Origin of the sequence: Pseudomonas algeriensis, assembly GCF_048847255.1 — a bacterium.
Taxonomy (GTDB): Bacteria; Pseudomonadota; Gammaproteobacteria; order Pseudomonadales; family Pseudomonadaceae; genus Aquipseudomonas.
The window spans coordinates 269,651-285,540 of the sequence record NZ_JBKKRK010000007.1 but is presented as its reverse complement, the minus strand read 5'-3'; the positions used below and the strand labels follow the sequence as shown (position 1 = coordinate 285,540).

The 15,890-nt window shown below is 62.6% G+C and carries 17 protein-coding genes; 8 read left to right on the top strand and 9 right to left on the bottom strand.

What is annotated here, in order from left to right; all coding sequences use genetic code 11:
* Nucleotides 1-29 precede the first annotated feature (29 nt).
* Nucleotides 30-1,250, bottom strand: a complete 1,221-nt coding sequence (locus ACLK1G_RS13690) for a helix-turn-helix domain-containing protein (protein ID WP_420765894.1) — start codon at nt 1,248-1,250, stop codon at nt 30-32.
* Between the two features lie 69 nt (nt 1,251-1,319).
* Nucleotides 1,320-3,047: a gamma-glutamyltransferase gene (gene ggt / locus ACLK1G_RS13685; protein WP_420765893.1), complete on the bottom strand. Its 1,728-nt coding sequence runs from the start codon at nt 3,045-3,047 to the stop codon at nt 1,320-1,322.
* Nucleotides 3,048-3,176: 129 nt separating this feature from the next.
* Between ggt and ACLK1G_RS13680 the strand changes: the two genes are divergently transcribed.
* Nucleotides 3,177-3,608: a GNAT family N-acetyltransferase gene (locus ACLK1G_RS13680; RefSeq protein ID WP_420765892.1), complete on the top strand. Its 432-nt coding sequence runs from the start codon at nt 3,177-3,179 to the stop codon at nt 3,606-3,608.
* A gap of 55 nt (nt 3,609-3,663) precedes the next feature.
* On the opposite strand, the gene ACLK1G_RS13675 is transcribed toward ACLK1G_RS13680, so the two are convergent.
* Complete coding sequence (locus tag ACLK1G_RS13675; protein ID WP_420765891.1) at nt 3,664-4,014, bottom strand: hypothetical protein; 351 nt, start codon at nt 4,012-4,014, stop codon at nt 3,664-3,666.
* 132 nt (nt 4,015-4,146) lie between these two features.
* Between ACLK1G_RS13675 and ACLK1G_RS13670 the strand changes: the two genes are divergently transcribed.
* From ACLK1G_RS13670 to ACLK1G_RS13640, 7 genes are all read left to right on the top strand, one after another.
* A complete protein-coding gene (locus ACLK1G_RS13670) occupies nt 4,147-4,476 on the top strand; it encodes a DUF6388 family protein (protein ID WP_420765890.1) in 330 nt (109 codons plus the stop codon).
* A 97-nt stretch (nt 4,477-4,573) separates the two neighbouring features.
* Complete coding sequence (gene tusD / locus ACLK1G_RS13665) at nt 4,574-4,966, top strand: sulfurtransferase complex subunit TusD (protein WP_420765889.1); 393 nt, start codon at nt 4,574-4,576, stop codon at nt 4,964-4,966.
* Complete coding sequence (gene tusC / locus ACLK1G_RS13660) at nt 4,966-5,328, top strand: sulfurtransferase complex subunit TusC (protein ID WP_420765888.1); 363 nt, start codon at nt 4,966-4,968, stop codon at nt 5,326-5,328. Before tusD ends, tusC begins: the two co-directional genes overlap by 1 nt.
* On the top strand, nt 5,328-5,621 hold the full coding sequence (gene tusB, locus ACLK1G_RS13655; RefSeq protein ID WP_420765887.1) for a sulfurtransferase complex subunit TusB: 294 nt from the start codon (nt 5,328-5,330) through the stop codon (nt 5,619-5,621). The genes tusC and tusB overlap by 1 nt, the downstream gene beginning before the upstream one ends.
* Nucleotides 5,618-5,953, top strand: a complete 336-nt coding sequence (locus ACLK1G_RS13650) for a TusE/DsrC/DsvC family sulfur relay protein (RefSeq protein WP_420765886.1) — start codon at nt 5,618-5,620, stop codon at nt 5,951-5,953. The genes tusB and ACLK1G_RS13650 overlap by 4 nt, the downstream gene beginning before the upstream one ends.
* Nucleotides 5,950-6,951 (top strand): glycosyl transferase family protein, encoded by a 1,002-nt coding sequence (locus tag ACLK1G_RS13645; RefSeq protein WP_420765885.1) that lies wholly within the window; start codon nt 5,950-5,952, stop codon nt 6,949-6,951. The genes ACLK1G_RS13650 and ACLK1G_RS13645 overlap by 4 nt, the downstream gene beginning before the upstream one ends.
* 88 nt (nt 6,952-7,039) lie before the next feature.
* Entirely contained in the window at nt 7,040-8,026 is a 987-nt protein-coding gene (locus ACLK1G_RS13640; RefSeq protein WP_420765884.1) for a glutathione S-transferase family protein, read from the top strand.
* A gap of 138 nt (nt 8,027-8,164) precedes the next feature.
* Here ACLK1G_RS13640 and cysG read toward each other — a convergent pair whose 3' ends face one another.
* The 6 genes from cysG to ACLK1G_RS13610 all read right to left on the bottom strand — a co-directional run bounded on the left by cysG (nt 8,165) and on the right by ACLK1G_RS13610 (nt 15,816).
* Nucleotides 8,165-9,559, bottom strand: a complete 1,395-nt coding sequence (gene cysG, locus ACLK1G_RS13635) for a siroheme synthase CysG (RefSeq protein ID WP_420765883.1) — start codon at nt 9,557-9,559, stop codon at nt 8,165-8,167.
* A complete protein-coding gene (gene serS, locus ACLK1G_RS13630; RefSeq protein WP_420765882.1) occupies nt 9,560-10,840 on the bottom strand; it encodes a serine--tRNA ligase in 1,281 nt (426 codons plus the stop codon). It abuts the gene before it with no gap.
* A gap of 15 nt (nt 10,841-10,855) precedes the next feature.
* Nucleotides 10,856-11,230: a fluoride efflux transporter CrcB gene (crcB, locus tag ACLK1G_RS13625; protein ID WP_207961507.1), complete on the bottom strand. Its 375-nt coding sequence runs from the start codon at nt 11,228-11,230 to the stop codon at nt 10,856-10,858.
* Nucleotides 11,227-12,552: a replication-associated recombination protein A gene (locus tag ACLK1G_RS13620; protein ID WP_420765881.1), complete on the bottom strand. Its 1,326-nt coding sequence runs from the start codon at nt 12,550-12,552 to the stop codon at nt 11,227-11,229. The genes crcB and ACLK1G_RS13620 overlap by 4 nt, the downstream gene beginning before the upstream one ends.
* Nucleotides 12,553-12,725: 173 nt before the next feature.
* The gene (gene lolA, locus ACLK1G_RS13615) at nt 12,726-13,349 is read right to left on the bottom strand and encodes an outer membrane lipoprotein periplasmic chaperone LolA (RefSeq protein WP_420765880.1); all 624 of its coding nucleotides are present in this window, start codon (nt 13,347-13,349) and stop codon (nt 12,726-12,728) included.
* 58 nt (nt 13,350-13,407) lie between these two features.
* A complete protein-coding gene (locus tag ACLK1G_RS13610; RefSeq protein ID WP_420765879.1) occupies nt 13,408-15,816 on the bottom strand; it encodes a DNA translocase FtsK in 2,409 nt (802 codons plus the stop codon).
* Between the last annotated feature and the right edge of the window lie 74 nt (nt 15,817-15,890).

Below are 15,890 nucleotides of genomic sequence, written 5' to 3'. Positions count from 1 at the left end.
ATCGCCTCATCGGTGGGTGTGCTTGCATCCTAACCATCGAACGGCAGTGCAGTGAGTAACAATACGGTCGCGAATCCGGGCATTGACGGTACTGTCCAGCGCCGGGCCCGTGCGCGACCGAACGACTGCGCCTTGCCGCAAGCAGCCAGGTTTTCCAAGGCTCGTTGCACGCTGCGCTGGCTGGTGCTCAAGGCCAGCGCCAGGGCCGAACTGGACCAGGCTTCACCGTCCGCCAACAATGCCAGCACCGCCCCGTGGGGTTCCTCGACGACCCGCGCCAGGATCACGACTTCGTGAGCATGGTGTGGCGACAACCTGAAACCGCGCCGGGTTGCGACTACGCCAGCCATTGGGCGCAGCGCCTCTCGCAACCGTCCCATTTCAACCCGCAACCGGGCGCGATGGGTCTCGTCCGTCAATTTCAAACCAAAGGCTTGGGTCATGAGCGCTTCCCTCGACGCATCGCCGGGCCAGGCCTGGGCCAACCCACGGGCCAGGGCAAACAGCACCGGCCGCCGTACAAGCACGACCTGGACGCCCGCGCAGCGGATACCGAACCGGCAGGCATCCACAACCAGCGCCGGGCCGGCCAGCAGCGATTGCACCTCCTCCAGCACCAGCAAACGCTCTTCGCCTCGAGCGATCAGCCGGGCTGCGGGCGTACTCAGCATCCGCCAGGCGTTGTCGATTTCTCCGTTCAACGCGCTGATCCCTGTTTGTTGCGCGGCTTGCCCGGCCCGTTCCAACGCCTCACGGGCGGTTTGCGCTTGTAGCCGCCGCATGGCAATTCCCGCAGCCACCAACTGGCACACCGCCCAGGACGCCAACGGCAGGCCGGCGGGCTCCAGGTCGATGAGCTTGAGTTGCGCCTCGTCGAGTCGACCGATCAGCAACAGGCGGCGGATCTCGATGATCCGTGCATGACCGGCGTTGGCCCGATCGCCGTGAGCTTCGAGCACCGTACGGGCGGCGTCGAGGCGTTTCGACGGCCAGGACAGGTCACGAGAGGCCAAGGCGATTTCACCTTCGGCCACGACACAGCGCGCCCGTGCCACGACGTCCGTGGATCCGAAGGCCGAACCTGCCCGGCGCAACAGGCTCCTGGCTTTCTCCAAGTCCCCCAACTGCGCCATGGCGATGCCGCGGAGCGCGAGGGCCGGGGCATCATTGCGCAGGGCGACACGATTGAGCGCCGCCACGGGATCACCAGCCGCCAATGCGCGCGCCGCCGCGCCAATCGCCTCATCCACGGTCAATGACCTTCATGGCAAGGGCGCTCTCTTCCACTGACCCGCGCAGCCTGATCCCTCGTTGAACGCTCAATAGCCCAACGACAACCCCGTGTTGCGACGCGGGTCGTTGGCACCGTAGAAACGGTTCTTGCCCACCGGCTTGCCACCCAACGACGGCGCGCCCACGAGGATCGCGGCGATGTGGTTGGGGTCCTGCGGCCCAGCAAACTTATGGCCCCAGCTTTCCAGCAACTTGAGGGTATCGGGGCTCGCCGCGAAGGTTTCCAGGTTGGTCTCCTCCGGCATCCACTGTTGATGGAAGCGCGGCGCGTCGACGGCTTCCTGTAAGTTCATGCCGTAGTCGATCACGTTGAGGATGGTCAGCAAAGTCGCCGTGATGATGCGGCTGCCGCCCGGCGTGCCGACAACCATCACGGTCTTGCCGTCCTTGGTGACGATGGTCGGGCTCATGGACGACAGCGGCGCCTTGCCCGGCGCGATGGCATTGGCCTCGCCCTGCACCAGGCCGTACATGTTGGGCACGCCGACCTTGGAGGTGAAGTCATCCATTTCATCGTTGAGGATCACCCCGGTCTTGCTCGCCATCACGCCGGCACCGAACCAGTCGTTGAGGGTGTAGGTGACGGAGACGGCGTTGCCCCATTGATCGACGATCGAATAATGGGTGGTGTTGCTGCCCTCGTGGGGCGCCACGCCGGGCTTGATCTTCTGGGAGTCGCCGGCTTTCTGCGGCTCGATGGCGGCGCGCAGTTTCGCGGCGTAATTCTTGTCCAGCAGATGATCGATGGGGTTCTGCACGAAGTCCGGGTCGCCCAGGTAGCTGTTGCGGTCGACATAGGCGTGACGCATGGCTTCGATCTGGTAGTGCATGCCTTGGGCCGAATGGAAACCCAGGTCTTTCATCGGATAGCCATCGAGGATGTTCATGATCTGGCAAAGCACCACGCCACCTGAACTGGGTGGCGGCGCGGAAATGATGTGATAGCCGCGATAGTCGCACTCGACCGGCGCCAGTTCACGGGTCTTGTACTTGTCCAGGTCGGCCTGGGTGATGATGCCTCTGTTGGCCTGGCTGGACGTCACCAGCGCATCGGCGACCCAGCCTTTATAGAAGCCGTCGGCACCCTTGTCGGAAATCTCCCGCAGGGTCCTGGCGAGGTCTTTCTGCACCAGCTTCTGGCCGACCTGCATCGGCTCGCCGTTGTGCAGGAAGATTGCGCCGGAATCGCGCGCATCTTTCTTGAAGACATCCGTGGCGGTTTCCAGCAGATCCACGTCGCCCTGTTCCAGGACAAAACCGTCCTCGGCGAACTTGATCGCCGGCGCGATCAATTCCGCCCGGGGTTTGCTGCCGTATTTCTTCAGCGCCAGTTCCATGCCAGACACGGTGCCGGGTACGCCTACCGCCAAATGGCCGCGCGTGCTGAGCTCGGGGATGACGTTGCCTGCCTTGTCCAGGTACATGTCGGCCGTGGCGGCCAGGGGGGCTTTTTCACGGAAATCCAGGAAGGTCTTGCGGCCGTCGGCCATCTGCAAGGTCATGAAACCGCCACCACCCAGGTTACCCGCCGCGGGATAAACCACCGCCAGGGCGTAGCCCACCGCCACTGCCGCATCAACGGCATTGCCACCGTTCTTGAGCACATCGACGCCGACATGGGTCGCCAGGTGTTGGGCCGTCACCACCATGCCGTTCTCGGCGGCAACCGGGGCCTGGGACGCGGCGTGGGCAGTCAGACAGTAAAGGGAAAGCGAGGTGGCGACGAGGGTCCGGGCCAGGGATTGGAACTTCATGAGTCGGTCTCTTCTTGTTTTAGGGTAGGGATCGCTTCAAAAGCACACAGGAGTATGGCTCGGTTTAAACAATATGCTCGTTTCCTGTAGGCTCGCGTGGATGATCATCCCCGCACAAGGACATTGCCGATGACGCTGCGAATCGACCGCACGGACGCTCCAACCGATGAAGAACGCCAGGCCATCCTCGCGCCGCTACGCGCCTATAACACCGCCCAGACCGGTGGAAGCGCACCGGAAGCGGTCGCCTGGCTGGTGCGCGACGAGCACGATGAAATCGTCGGCGGCCTGTATGGCCGGGTATTTTTTCGTTGGCTCTATATCGAATTACTGGTGGTGCCCGAACAGGCGCGCGGCCAGGGCACGGGCTCGGAATTGATGCGCATGGCCGAACAACTGGCCAGGGAAAAGGATTGCGTGGGCATCTGGCTCGACACCTTCGACTTCCAGGCTCCGGATTTCTATCGCAGACAGGGTTTCACCCAGTGCGGCCAGATCGATGACTATCCGCCGGGTCACCGGCGCTACTTTTTCCAGAAGCGCCTGGATCTCGAGAATTAAGCTCAACCTATGGGAGCGAGCCTGCTCGCGAAGGCAAACACCTCGGTTTATCGGCTTAGAGACACGTCGCCAACGCCGCCAACCGGCGCTTGGCGACAAAATCATCATGCTTGGCGTAATAATTCAGCGCCGTGCCCGTGGCGCTGGCTTGCAGATCCACAAACGACTCGGCCGATCGGGTGTACACCGTCGAGCCGCCTTGCTTGCCGGGCTGCAGATAGGCGCCGGCATCGACCCCGAACGCCGCTTCGTCTTCCCAGGCAAACTTCACGCATTGGGCAACGTTCTGTTCCGGCTTGTCCGAGGACAGGGTCTTGTAGGGGGCTTGGGTCCGGGCCTGCTCCATCGCCGAACCCGCGCAGCCGGCCAGCAGGGTTGCGGCCACGGCCACCATCAGCATTCGCATTGCATTCACTCTTCTGGAAAAAAACCGACTGTAGCACTGCGCCCCTCGTTGCCGTGCGCCATGATTGAAATTTGCGCGCGACAACGGCTATCTATTCACGCAACCTGTCAGATCATTGACCCAGGAGCGACCATGGCGACAACCGAACAGCAACACGAACGAGCCCTGCAGATTTTTCTCGAGCAACGCCCCGAGCTGCGCGACGAACTGGACAACCTCAACCCGCTGCTGGCCCAGGCCAAGGGCGAAACCGCCGCGCAGTTCCGCGCCGAGCGGTTGCATGAAGCCTTCGAAGCCGAGGCCGAGAGCGCCGGATTGTTCGCCTGGGAACTGACGCTGCTGCTGACGACCGATTCAGCCGAGGACTACCAGGCCCAACGCATGGAAGTTCACAAGGAAGTGGCGGAGATGGCAGGAATGGAATGGCCGGAGTATTGCGAGCTGTATGGCCTCGAGCCCTGAGGTTGAGGCTTTGGGCCAGGGCTCACGCATGCTCTGAGAATCGCCCCACCGCCCATAAAGCATTATCATGGCCGCAGTTTCGCTGATCGGGTCTGTCATGAAGTTCGCCATCGCGCTGTTTTCCGCCGCCCACGCGCCCTCCTCGCGCCGCGCCTTGCTGTTTGCCCAGGCAGCTTTGGCCGGTGGGCATGAGATCGTGCGGCTGTTTTTCTACCAGGACGGCGTCTACAACGCCGCCAACAGCGTCGTCACGCCCCAGGACGAGCAAGACCTGCCCCAGCAATGGCGCGCCTTCGTCAGCGAGCACCAGCTCGACGGCGTGGTGTGCATTGCGGCGGCGTTGCGCCGTGGCGTGCTTAACGAGGAAGAAGCCCAGCGTTACCAGCGTTCGGCGGCCAGTGTCCAAGCGCCGTGGGCGTTGTCCGGGCTGGGCCAGTTGCACGATGCTATCCAGGACGCCGACCGCTTGATCTGTTTTGGAGGCACATGATGGCCAAGTCTTTATTGCTCATCAGCCGCCAGGCCCCCTGGTCCGGCCCCGGTGCCCGGGAAGCGCTGGACATCGTGTTGGCCGGCGGCGCCTTCGACCTGCCCATCGGTCTGCTGTTTCTCGATGACGGCGTGTTCCAGCTCGCCGCCGGTCAGGATGCCAAGGCCGTCCGGCAAAAAGACTTGAGCGCCAATTTGCAAGCGTTGCCGATGTTTGGCGTCGAAGACCTGTTCGTCTGCGCCGACAGCGCCGCACAGCGCGGTCTCGCCGTCGATGCCCTGGCGCTGGACGACCTCAAAGCGCTGGGCGTTGCGGACATCGCCGCGCTCATTGACCGTTACGACCAGGTGATTACCCTCTGATGTCGACTTTGCATGTGTTGTCTCATTCCCCTTTCGGCGACAGCCGCCTCGCCAGTTGCCTGCGGATCCTGGCAAGCCAAGACGCGCTGCTGCTGTGCGGCGACGCAACGTATGCGCTGCGAACCGGTACCGTGCCGTTCGACACGCTGCGGGCCGGCGGCGCCAAGGTGTTCATCCTGGCCGAAGATGCACAGGCCCGCGCCCTGCCCGTTCCGGACTGGGCCGAGGCCATCGATTATGCGGCCTTCGTCGAGCTCTCGATCCAGCACGACAAGGTCAACAGCTGGCTATGAAGACCCTGAACGTGGGCGAGCACAGCATTGCGCTGGACAAGGATGGCTACCTGGCTGATCTCAACGAGTGGTCCGTCGACGTGGCCACGGCCCTGGCCACCGCCGAAGACATCGAGCTGAGCCCCGAACACTGGGAAATCCTCGAACTGCTGCGCGCGTTCTACGCTGAGTTCCAGTTGTCTCCGGCCACCCGCCCGCTGATCAAGTACACCGCGCTGAAACTGGGAGCGGATAAAGGCAACAGCCTGCACCTGAACCGATTGTTCAAAGGCACTCCCGCCAAACTCGCCGCCAAGCTGGCGGGCCTGCCCAAACCGACGAATTGCCTATGACCGATTTTCCAGCATTGACCCTCCAAACCCCTGCCGAACACCCGTTCGCCCAGTTCGTGCGCATCCTTGGCAAGGGCAAGCGCGGCGCCCGTAACCTCACCCGTGACGAAGCGCGGGAGGCCATGGGCATGGTGCTGGATGAGCGGGTCGAAGAAACCCAACTGGGCGCGTTCCTCATGCTGTTGCGGCACAAGGAAGAAAGCGCTGAGGAAATGGCCGGGTTTACCGACGCCCTGCGTCAGCGCCTGGTTATCCCGGCCATGGCGGTAGACCTCGACTGGCCAACCTACGCCGGAAAGAAGCGTCATCTGCCCTGGTATCTGTTGGCCGCCAAATGCCTCGGGCAAAACGGTGTGCGAATCTTCATGCACGGCGGCGGCGCCCACACGGCGGGCCGGCTCTACACGGAACAGCTGCTGGATTTGCTGGCCATCCCCTTGTGCCGCGACTGGCAGCAGGTCGGCGCGGCGCTGGACAACGGCGGCCTGGCCTTCATGCCGCTGGTGGACTGGGCGCCGCAAATGCAGCGCATGATCGACCTGCGCAACACGCTGGGCTTGCGCTCGCCGATTCATTCCCTGGCGCGCATTCTCAACCCGTTGGGTGCGCGTTGCGGCCTGCAAAGCATCTTCCATCCCGGCTACCAGGCCGTGCATCGCGAGGCCAGCGGACTGCTGGGCGACACCAGCATCGTGATCAAGGGCGACGGCGGCGAGATCGAGATCAACCCCGACGCCGACAGCCATTTGTACGGCACCACCGGCGGCGCCAGTTGGGATGAAGAATGGCCGCGACTGTCCGAACAGCGCCACGTCAAGCCCGAGAGCCTCGACCCCGAGCATTTGAAAGCGGTATGGCGCGGTGACCTCGAGGACAGTTATCCGCAGCTGGCGCTGATCGCCACCATGGCCCTGGCCTTGCGCGGCTTGGGCCTGACCCGAGAAGCAGCGTTCGACAAGGCCCGGCAGTATTGGGATGCGCGCGATAGATCGATTTAGTCGATCATCGACGCCCAACCTTTGCGCTATTAGTTCGAACCTATCGGAATAGACTCGTCTCCAATGATTATTGAGAGAGGACGTTCAGATGGGTTTGTTGGTCGAGGGTCGCTGGCAGGACCAGTGGTATGAAAGCAAGGACGGCAGTTTCCAGCGTGAGCAGGCGCAACGCCGCGACTGGATCACCGCCGACGGCAAAAGCAGTTTCCCCGCCGAGGCCGGGCGCTACCACTTGTATGTCTCCCTGGCCTGCCCCTGGGCGCACCGCACGCTGATCTTTCGCAAGCTCAAGGGCCTGGAAGCGCTGATTGACGTTTCAGTGGTCAGCTATCTGATGCTGGAAAATGGCTGGACGTTCGACAAGGCCCACGGCTCGACCGGCGACAACCTGGACAACCTGAGCTTCCTGCACCAGCGCTACACCGCCGACACGCCGGACTACACCGGTCGCGTGACCGTTCCGGCCTTGTGGGACAAACAGCAACGGCGCATCGTCAACAACGAATCGGCGGAGATCATCCGCATGTTCAACAGCGCGTTCGATGGCCTGACCGGCAACGACCTGGACCTGTATCCCGAGCACCTGCGCCACGAGATCGATGGGTTGAACGAGCGCATCTACCCAGCGGTGAACAACGGCGTATACCGTGCGGGGTTCGCGACGACCCAGGCCGCTTATGAAGAAGCCTTCGATCAATTGTTTGCCGAACTGGACCGAGTGGAAGCCTTGCTGCAAACCCGTCGCTACCTGGCGGGTGAATACCTGACCGAAGCGGATATCCGCTTGTTCACTACGATGATTCGTTTCGACGCGGTGTATTTCGGCCACTTCAAATGCAACCTACGCCGCATCGCCGATTACCCGAACCTGTCGAACTGGCTGCGCGAGCTGTATCAGTGGCCGGGCGTTGCCGAGACCGTGGACTTCACCCATATCCAGCGGCACTACTACGGCAGCCACAAGACCATCAACCCGAATGGGATCGTGCCCAAGGGGCCGGAGCAGGATTTCACGGTGGCCCACGATCGAGAGAGGTTGAGCGGGAAAGGGATTTGGCTTCGGGCTGAAAGCTGATCCGCAATCTTTATTGCCTCTGAAGGCCAATCGCGAGCAGGCTCGCTCCCACATTTGATTCGTGTTGAACCACAATCTGTGGCTGCATACAGCCCTCCTGTGGGAGCGAGCCTGCTCGCGAAGGAGGCGACGCGGTCTTCAAACCTGCCCCTGAGCCCCTTCAAACCAAGCCAGCTTCTCGCGTAACTGCACCACTTCGCCAACAATCACCAACGTCGGCGCATGGACTTCATGCTCCGCCACCAGCCGTGGCAGGTCCGCCAACGTGCCGGTGAAAACGCGCTGGTTTGAAGTCGTGCCTTGCTGGATCAACGCCGCCGGCGTGTCCGCCGCGCGACCGTGCTTGATCAGCTCGTTGCAAATCACCGGCAGCCCCACCAAGCCCATATAGAACACCAGCGTCTGTGCTGGCGAGACAAGATCGGCCCATGGCAAGTCGCTGGTGCCGTCCTTTAGATGACCGGTAATGAAGCGCACCGACTGGGCATAATCGCGATGGGTCAGCGGAATCCCGGCGTAGGCCGCGCAGCCACTGGCGGCAGTGATGCCCGGGACCACCTGGAACGGGATGCCATGGGCCGCCAGCTCTTCGATCTCTTCGCCACCACGACCGAAGATAAAAGGATCGCCGCCCTTCAACCGCACCACACGTTTACCTTGCCGGGCCAGGTCCACCAGTTGCTGGTTGATCTGGTCCTGGGGCACGGCGTGCTCGGAGCGGCGCTTGCCGACGTAGACCCGTTCGGCGTCGCGGCGGCACAGTTCGAGGATGGCCGGCGCCACCAGACGGTCGTACAGCACCACGTCCGCCTGTTGCATCAGGCGCAGGGCGCGGAACGTCAGCAGGTCGGGATCACCCGGCCCGGCGCCCACCAGATAGACCTCACCCGGCGCATTCGGCGCCTGGCCGTCGATCTTTTCCCGCAACAGCCGCTCGGCTTCGGCGCCCTGCCCGGCCAATTGGCGGTCGGCGATGGGGCCTTGGAACACTTCTTCCCAGAAGGCCCGCCGTTGCTGGACATCGGGAAACAAGCCTTTGACCTGATTGCGAAAGCGCGCCGCCAAACCGGCCAACTGCCCGTAGGTCGACGGAATCCAGGTTTCCAGCTTGGCGCGGATCAGCCGCGCCAGCACCGGCGCATCGCCGCCGCTGGACACCGCGATCACCAGGGGCGAGCGATCGACGATCGCCGGGAAGATCACGCTGCACAGCGCCGGCGCGTCCACCACGTTGACCGGCACGCAGCGCTTGTGGGCGTCCGCCGAGACCTGGGCATTGAGCGGTTCGTCATCCGTGGCGGCGATGACCAGGCCACAGCCGTCCAGGTCCGCTTCCACGTAGCCCCGCAGGACACATTCGCCGCCGCTGCCACCGACCAGTTCCCGCAACTGCGGTTCGATCTCGGGTGCGACCACCCGCAACAATGCGCCGGCATCGGCCAGCAGGCGAGACTTGCGCAAGGCAATCTCCCCGCCGCCAACCACCAGTACGCGGCTGCCGCGCAGGTTGTGGAACAGTGGCAAATAGTCCATTTAGCCGATGACCTCGATGCCGCCCATGTACGGTTTCAGCACCTCGGGCACACGGATCGAGCCGTCGGCCTGCTGGTAGTTCTCCAGCACCGCCACCAGCGTACGACCCACCGCCAGGCCGGAGCCGTTGAGGGTGTGGACCAGTTCCGGCTTGCCGGTTTCCGGGTTGCGGAAACGCGCCTGCATGCGGCGGGCCTGGAAGTCGCCACAGTTGGAGCACGACGAAATCTCGCGGTACTTGTCCTGGCTCGGGATCCAGACTTCCAAGTCATAGGTCTTGACCGCGCTGAAACCCATGTCGCCGGTGCACAGCGCCAGGGTGCGATACGGCAACTCCAGCAGTTGCAGAACCTTTTCGGCGTTGGCGGTCAGGCTTTCCAGGGCTTCCATGGATTTGGACGGCTCGACGATCTGCACCATTTCGACCTTGTCGAATTGGTGCTGGCGAATCATGCCGCGGGTATCACGGCCCGACGCGCCGGCTTCGCTGCGGAAGCACGGCGTATGGGCAACGAACTTGATCGGCAGTTGCTTGGCATCGACGATTTCGCCCGCGACGATGTTGGTCAGCGACACTTCGGCAGTGGGGATCAGGTACAGGTCGGCTTCGCCGTCGCGACCGATCTTGAACAGGTCTTCCTCGAACTTTGGCAACTGGCCGGTGCCTTGCAGGGCCGGGGCCTGGACCAGGTACGGCGTGTAGGCCTCTTCGTAGCCGTGCTCGGTGACGTGCAGATTGATCATGAACTGCGCCAGCGCCCGATGCAGACGGGCGATCGGCCCGCGCAACAGGGCAAAACGCGCGCCCGACAACTTGGCGGCGGTTTCAAAGTCGAGCCAGCCGAACTTCTCGCCCAGGGCCACGTGGTCCTGCACGGGGAAATCGAAGGTTTTCGGCGTACCCCAGCGGCGTACTTCGACGTTGCCGTCTTCGTCTTGACCGACCGGCACCGACTCGTGAGGCAGGTTCGGAATGCCCAACAGGATCGAATCCAACTCGGTCTGGATCGCGTCCAGCTCGACCTTGCCGGCGCTCAACTCGCCCGCCATGCGCTCGACATCGGCCATCAGCGGCGCGATGTCTTCGCCACGCTGCTTGGCCTGGCCGATGGACTTGGAGCGCGCGTTACGTTCTGCCTGCAGGGCCTCGGTGCGGGTCTGGACGGTCTTGCGCTGTTCTTCCAGCGCTTCGATGCGCGCGACGTCCAGGGCAAAGCCACGGGAAGCCAGGCGGTCCGCTACGTCCTGAAGGTTGCTACGTAACAGTTTGGAATCGAGCATGTCGGTCTCTCGTTATCAAAGTTTGGTCAAGGACAGGCCGGCCCAGGTGGCGAGCAGCCCGCCGAACACGCTGATGGCCGCATAGCCCAGGGCCAGCGGCACCTGCCCGCTTTCCAGCAGGCGCACCGTATCCAGTGAAAAAGATGAAAAAGTCGTCAGGCCGCCAAGAAAGCCGACCATCAACCCCGCGCGCACCTCGATGGGCACCTCGGGACGAATCAAAAACAGGCCGTAAAGAACGCCGATCAGCAGACAGCCCACGATATTAACGGCCAGCGTCGCGGTATAGAAGTGCCGCGGCCAATTTGCACTGATCCAGTTACCCGTGGCGAAACGCAACAACGTACCGGCAACGCCCCCAGCGGAGACTGCGAGAATCAAGGGGATCACGGTTTTCTCCGCTGTCGTGGACTCAATCGGTCCAGCTGGGCCAAATGGTTGAGCTTTTCGCCAATCTTCAACTCAAGGCCTCGAGGTACGGGCTGGTAGAAGCGCTGGGGTTCGAGTTCTTCGGGAAAATAGTCTTCGCCGGCGGCATAAGCGTCGGGCTCATCGTGGGCATAGCGGTATTCATCGCCATAACCTAACTGTTTCATGAGCTTGGTCGGTGCGTTGCGCAGGTGCAGCGGTACTTCGAGGGAGCCGTGTTCGGTGGCGCTGCGCATCGCGGCCTTGAAGCCTATGTACACGGCGTTGCTCTTCGGTGCGCAGGCCAGGTAAGTGATGGCCTGGGCCACGGCGAGCTCGCCCTCCGGGCTGCCGAGGCGCTCCTGCACGTCCCAGGCCGCCAGGCACAGGCTCAGGGCCCGAGGGTCGGCGTTGCCGATGTCCTCGCTGGCCATGCGCACCACCCGCCGAGCCAGGTACAGCGGATCGCAACCACCGTCGATCATCCGCGCAAACCAATACAACGCGGCATCGGGGTTGGAACCGCGGATGGACTTGTGCAGCGCCGAGATCTGGTCGTAGAACGCCTCGCCGCCCTTGTCGAAACGTCGGCGGGTATCGCCCAGCAGGCTTTGCAGCAGCTCGACGCCGATCTCGCTGTTGTCTTCGGCCAGGTCCGAGGCGTTTTCCAGCAGGTTAAGCAAGCGCCGGCCATCGCCGTCGGCGGCGCTGAAGAGTATCTGGAAACCTTCATCGCTGAGGCTGAGCTGGCGCTTGCCCAAGCCCCGCTCTTCGGTCAGCGCGCGATGCACCAGCTTGCGCATCGCGGTTTCATCGAGGCTCTTGAGCACATAGACCCGCGCCCGCGACAGCAAGGCGTTGTTGAGTTCGAACGAAGGGTTTTCGGTGGTGGCGCCGATGAATATCAGCGTGCCGTCTTCCACATAGGGCAGGAAAGCGTCCTGCTGGGATTTGTTGAACCGGTGTACTTCGTCGACGAACAGGATGGTGCGCTTACCGTACTGGCCGGCCTGTTGCTTGGCGATTTCCACGGCCTGGCGGATCTCCTTGACCCCGGCCAGCACCGCCGAGACCGTTTCGAAATGCGCGTCAGAAACCTCCGCCAGCAGCCGCGCCAGGGTGGTCTTGCCCACGCCCGGCGGCCCCCAGAAAATCATCGAGTGCAAGGCACCCTGCTCCAAGGCTTCGCGCAGAGGCTTACCGCGAGCGAGCACGTGTTCCTGACCGACATACTCATCCAGGTTGGTCGCGCGCAAGCGGGCGGCCAATGGCTGGGCAATCGGGGCGCTTCGAAACAGGTCCATGATTACTACAAAACCTCCGCAGGGTCCTGTTGCCGATCAGTTAGTTGATTGAACACCACAATCCCTTGTGGTAGCGAGCCTGCTCGCGAAGGCGGCGGACCAGTTGGATTATCCCCACTGACACACCGCCTTCGCGAGCAGGCTCGCTCCCACAGGTACTGTCCCAGGTTTTTTTATTCCTGGATCACATCCGCACCCTTGGGGATGTCGAACTTGAACTTGGACGCGGCGATCGGCGTATTGGCCTTGACCCCGGTGAACAGGATGTTGGTGCGCTGGCCAACGCTGTCGATCAGCTGCATGTCGTTGACAAGGCCGTTGCGGAACGACAGGCGCAGGCTGTCGAACAGGCTGTCCTTGGTCTTGGGCTTGAGGGTGAAGTCGATCACCCCGCCGGCTTCCTTGGAGGTAATGTCGAAGCTCTGGCTGATCTCCGAGATGTCACCGGACAGCAGCAACGCTGGCGTCTGGGTCAGGCGCTGGTCAAGAGTCTTGATGGTCACCTGCTCCAGGTCCGGGTCCCACAGCGAGACTTTCTTGCCGTCGGAAACCATCAGTTGTTCGGCGGGAGCATCGGTGTGCCAATAGAACAGGCCAGGACGCTGAAGGGCCATTTCACCGGCGGTTTCCTGCAGCTGGGTGCCACTGCCGTCGAGGGTCAACTGGGAAAAACGCGCAGTCAGGGTCTGGGAGCCGCCCAGCAACTGGGTCAGGCGGGCCACGTCCTTTTCGCCGGCGTGGGCCGAAAAAGTAGACAAGGCCAGTACGGGCAACAGCAACATGCGAATCAGGCGCATGGGAGTCCTCATGAATTCGTGGGGGTTCGAGCGACGCATCGTCACGTCGCCCGGGTAATCAGTCGCGCATCGGGCCAGGCGCGAGCACTTCGCGCGAACCGTTGGTGTTCATGGCCGTCACGACCCCAGCCATTTCCATGGCCTCGATCATGCGAGCGGCACGGTTGTAGCCGATCTTCAGCTTGCGCTGCACGGCGGAAATCGAGGCACGGCGGCTTTCGAGCACGAACTGCACCGCTTCGTCATAAAGCGCGTCGGTCTCTGCGTCATCATCACCGCCTCCACCGCTGCTGCCTTCAAAACCGCTGCCTGCTTCTTCGACACCGTTGAGGATGTCGTCGTTGTATTCAGGCGCGCCGCGCAATTTCCAGGCTTCCACCACGCGGTGTACTTCATCGTCGGAGACGAACGCGCCGTGGACACGGATCGGCAGGCTGGTGCCGGGCGGCATGTAGAGCATGTCACCGTGACCCAGCAATTGCTCGGCGCCGCCCTGGTCGATGATGGTCCGCGAGTCGATCTTGCTCGACACCTGGAACGCCATGCGGGTCGGGATGTTGGCCTTGATCAGGCCGGTGATCACGTCCACCGATGGTCGCTGCGTAGCGAGGATCAGGTGGATACCGGCCGCACGGGCCTTCTGGGCGATACGGGCGATCAGTTCTTCGACCTTCTTGCCGACGATCATCATCATGTCGGCGAATTCGTCCACCACCACGACGATGGTCGGCAGCTTATGCAGCAGCGGCGCTTCGTCGTGGATGCTTTCGCGGTGATACAGCGGGTCGCTCAGCGGTGTACCGGCTTCCTCGGCTTCCTTGACCTTGGCGTTGAAGCCCGAGAGGTTGCGCACGCCCATCTTCGCCATCAGCTTGTAGCGGCGCTCCATCTCGGCAACGCTCCAGCGCAAGGCGTTGGCCGCGTCCTTCATGTCGGTGACCACCGGGCACAGCAGGTGCGGGATGCCTTCGTAGATCGACAATTCGAGCATCTTCGGGTCGATCATGATCAGCTTGGCGTCTTCCGGGCCTGACTTGAACAGGATCGAAAGGATCATCGCGTTCACGCCCACCGACTTACCGGAGCCGGTGGTACCGGCCACCAGCAGGTGGGGCATTTTCGCCAGGTCGGTGATGACCGGCTTGCCGCCGATGTCGTGACCCAAGGCCAAGGTGACCGGCGACTTGTGGTTGTCATATTCCGGCGTCGACAGTACTTCGGAGAAGCGCACAATCTGCCGGTCTTCGTTGGGAATCTCGATGCCCACGGTGGTCTTGCCGGGAATCACCTCCACCACCCGCACGCTGGTCACGGCCAGGGAGCGCGCCAGGTCCTTCGCCAGGTTGGCGATACGGCTGACCTTCACGCCGGCGGCCGGCTGGATTTCGTAACGGGTGATGACCGGACCCGGGTGGATCGAATCCACCGAGACCTCCACACCGAACTCCTTGAGCTTGATTTCGAGCAAATGCCCGACGGCCGCCAAGGACTCGGGGGAATAGTTGAGCTGTTTCTTCTCGGCCGGGTCGAGGATCGAGATCGGCGGCAAGGTGCCTTCCACCGCGCTGTCGACAAACAGCGGTGCCTGTTTCTCTTTCTGCACGCGCTTGCTTTGCTCCGGCGGCTTGGCCGGGGCCATGGTGATGACCGGCGGCACCTGCTTTTCGCGCTCGGACATGTGCTTGCTCAGGGCCTGCTCACGTTCGATCAGGCGCTCCTTGACCTTGGCCTGCTCGCGTTTGTCAGTCACCGTCGGCGCCACAACGTCATGGACGCGGTCGTCGACTTCACGCAGTTGCGCCACCAGTTGCTTGCGTTCGTTGCGCGCTGCCCACCAACGGTTCAGCGCGCCCTGGATCAATTCAATGAGGTCAAGGGTGATCTTGCCGGTGACGTCCATCACCTTGAACCACGACAGGTCGGTGAACACCGTCAGGCCAAACAGGAACAAGGCGATGAACAGCAGCGTGCTGCCCTGGATGTTCAGGGCATTGCGGGCCAGGTCGCCGAGGCTTTCACCCAGTGCGCCACCCGCCCCTGCGGGCAGGCCAGTGGGGGCGTGGAAATGAATATGGGCCAGCGCGGCTCCCGACAGCACCAGGAAGACCAGGCCGATCAGGCGCCAGGAGAACAGCCAGCCGCTCCACTGCCAGGGCTCATGGCGCTGGCGGAATATCTGGTACGTCTTGATCGCCAGCAGCAGCGGGAAGATATAGGCGAAATAGCCCAGCACCATGAACAGGATGTCGGCGCTGTAGGAACCGGCCGGACCGCCGAAATTCTGCACGTCTTCGATTTTGCTGTTGTGGCTCCAGCCCGGATCGTCCTTGCCGTAGGTCAGCAAGGCCATCATCAGGAACAGGCACAAGGCACCGATGGCGATCAACGCACCTTCCTTGAGCCGGTAGTGCAATTGTTGGCGCCAGAGCGGAACGACTGTCTTGGGTGCTGCGGTGGATTTCTTCAAAACGCTTCTTTTCCTGCGCCCAAGGCGCGTCCATCTGTTGAATGACTATGAAAAACTGCCCATGACGAGCAGGT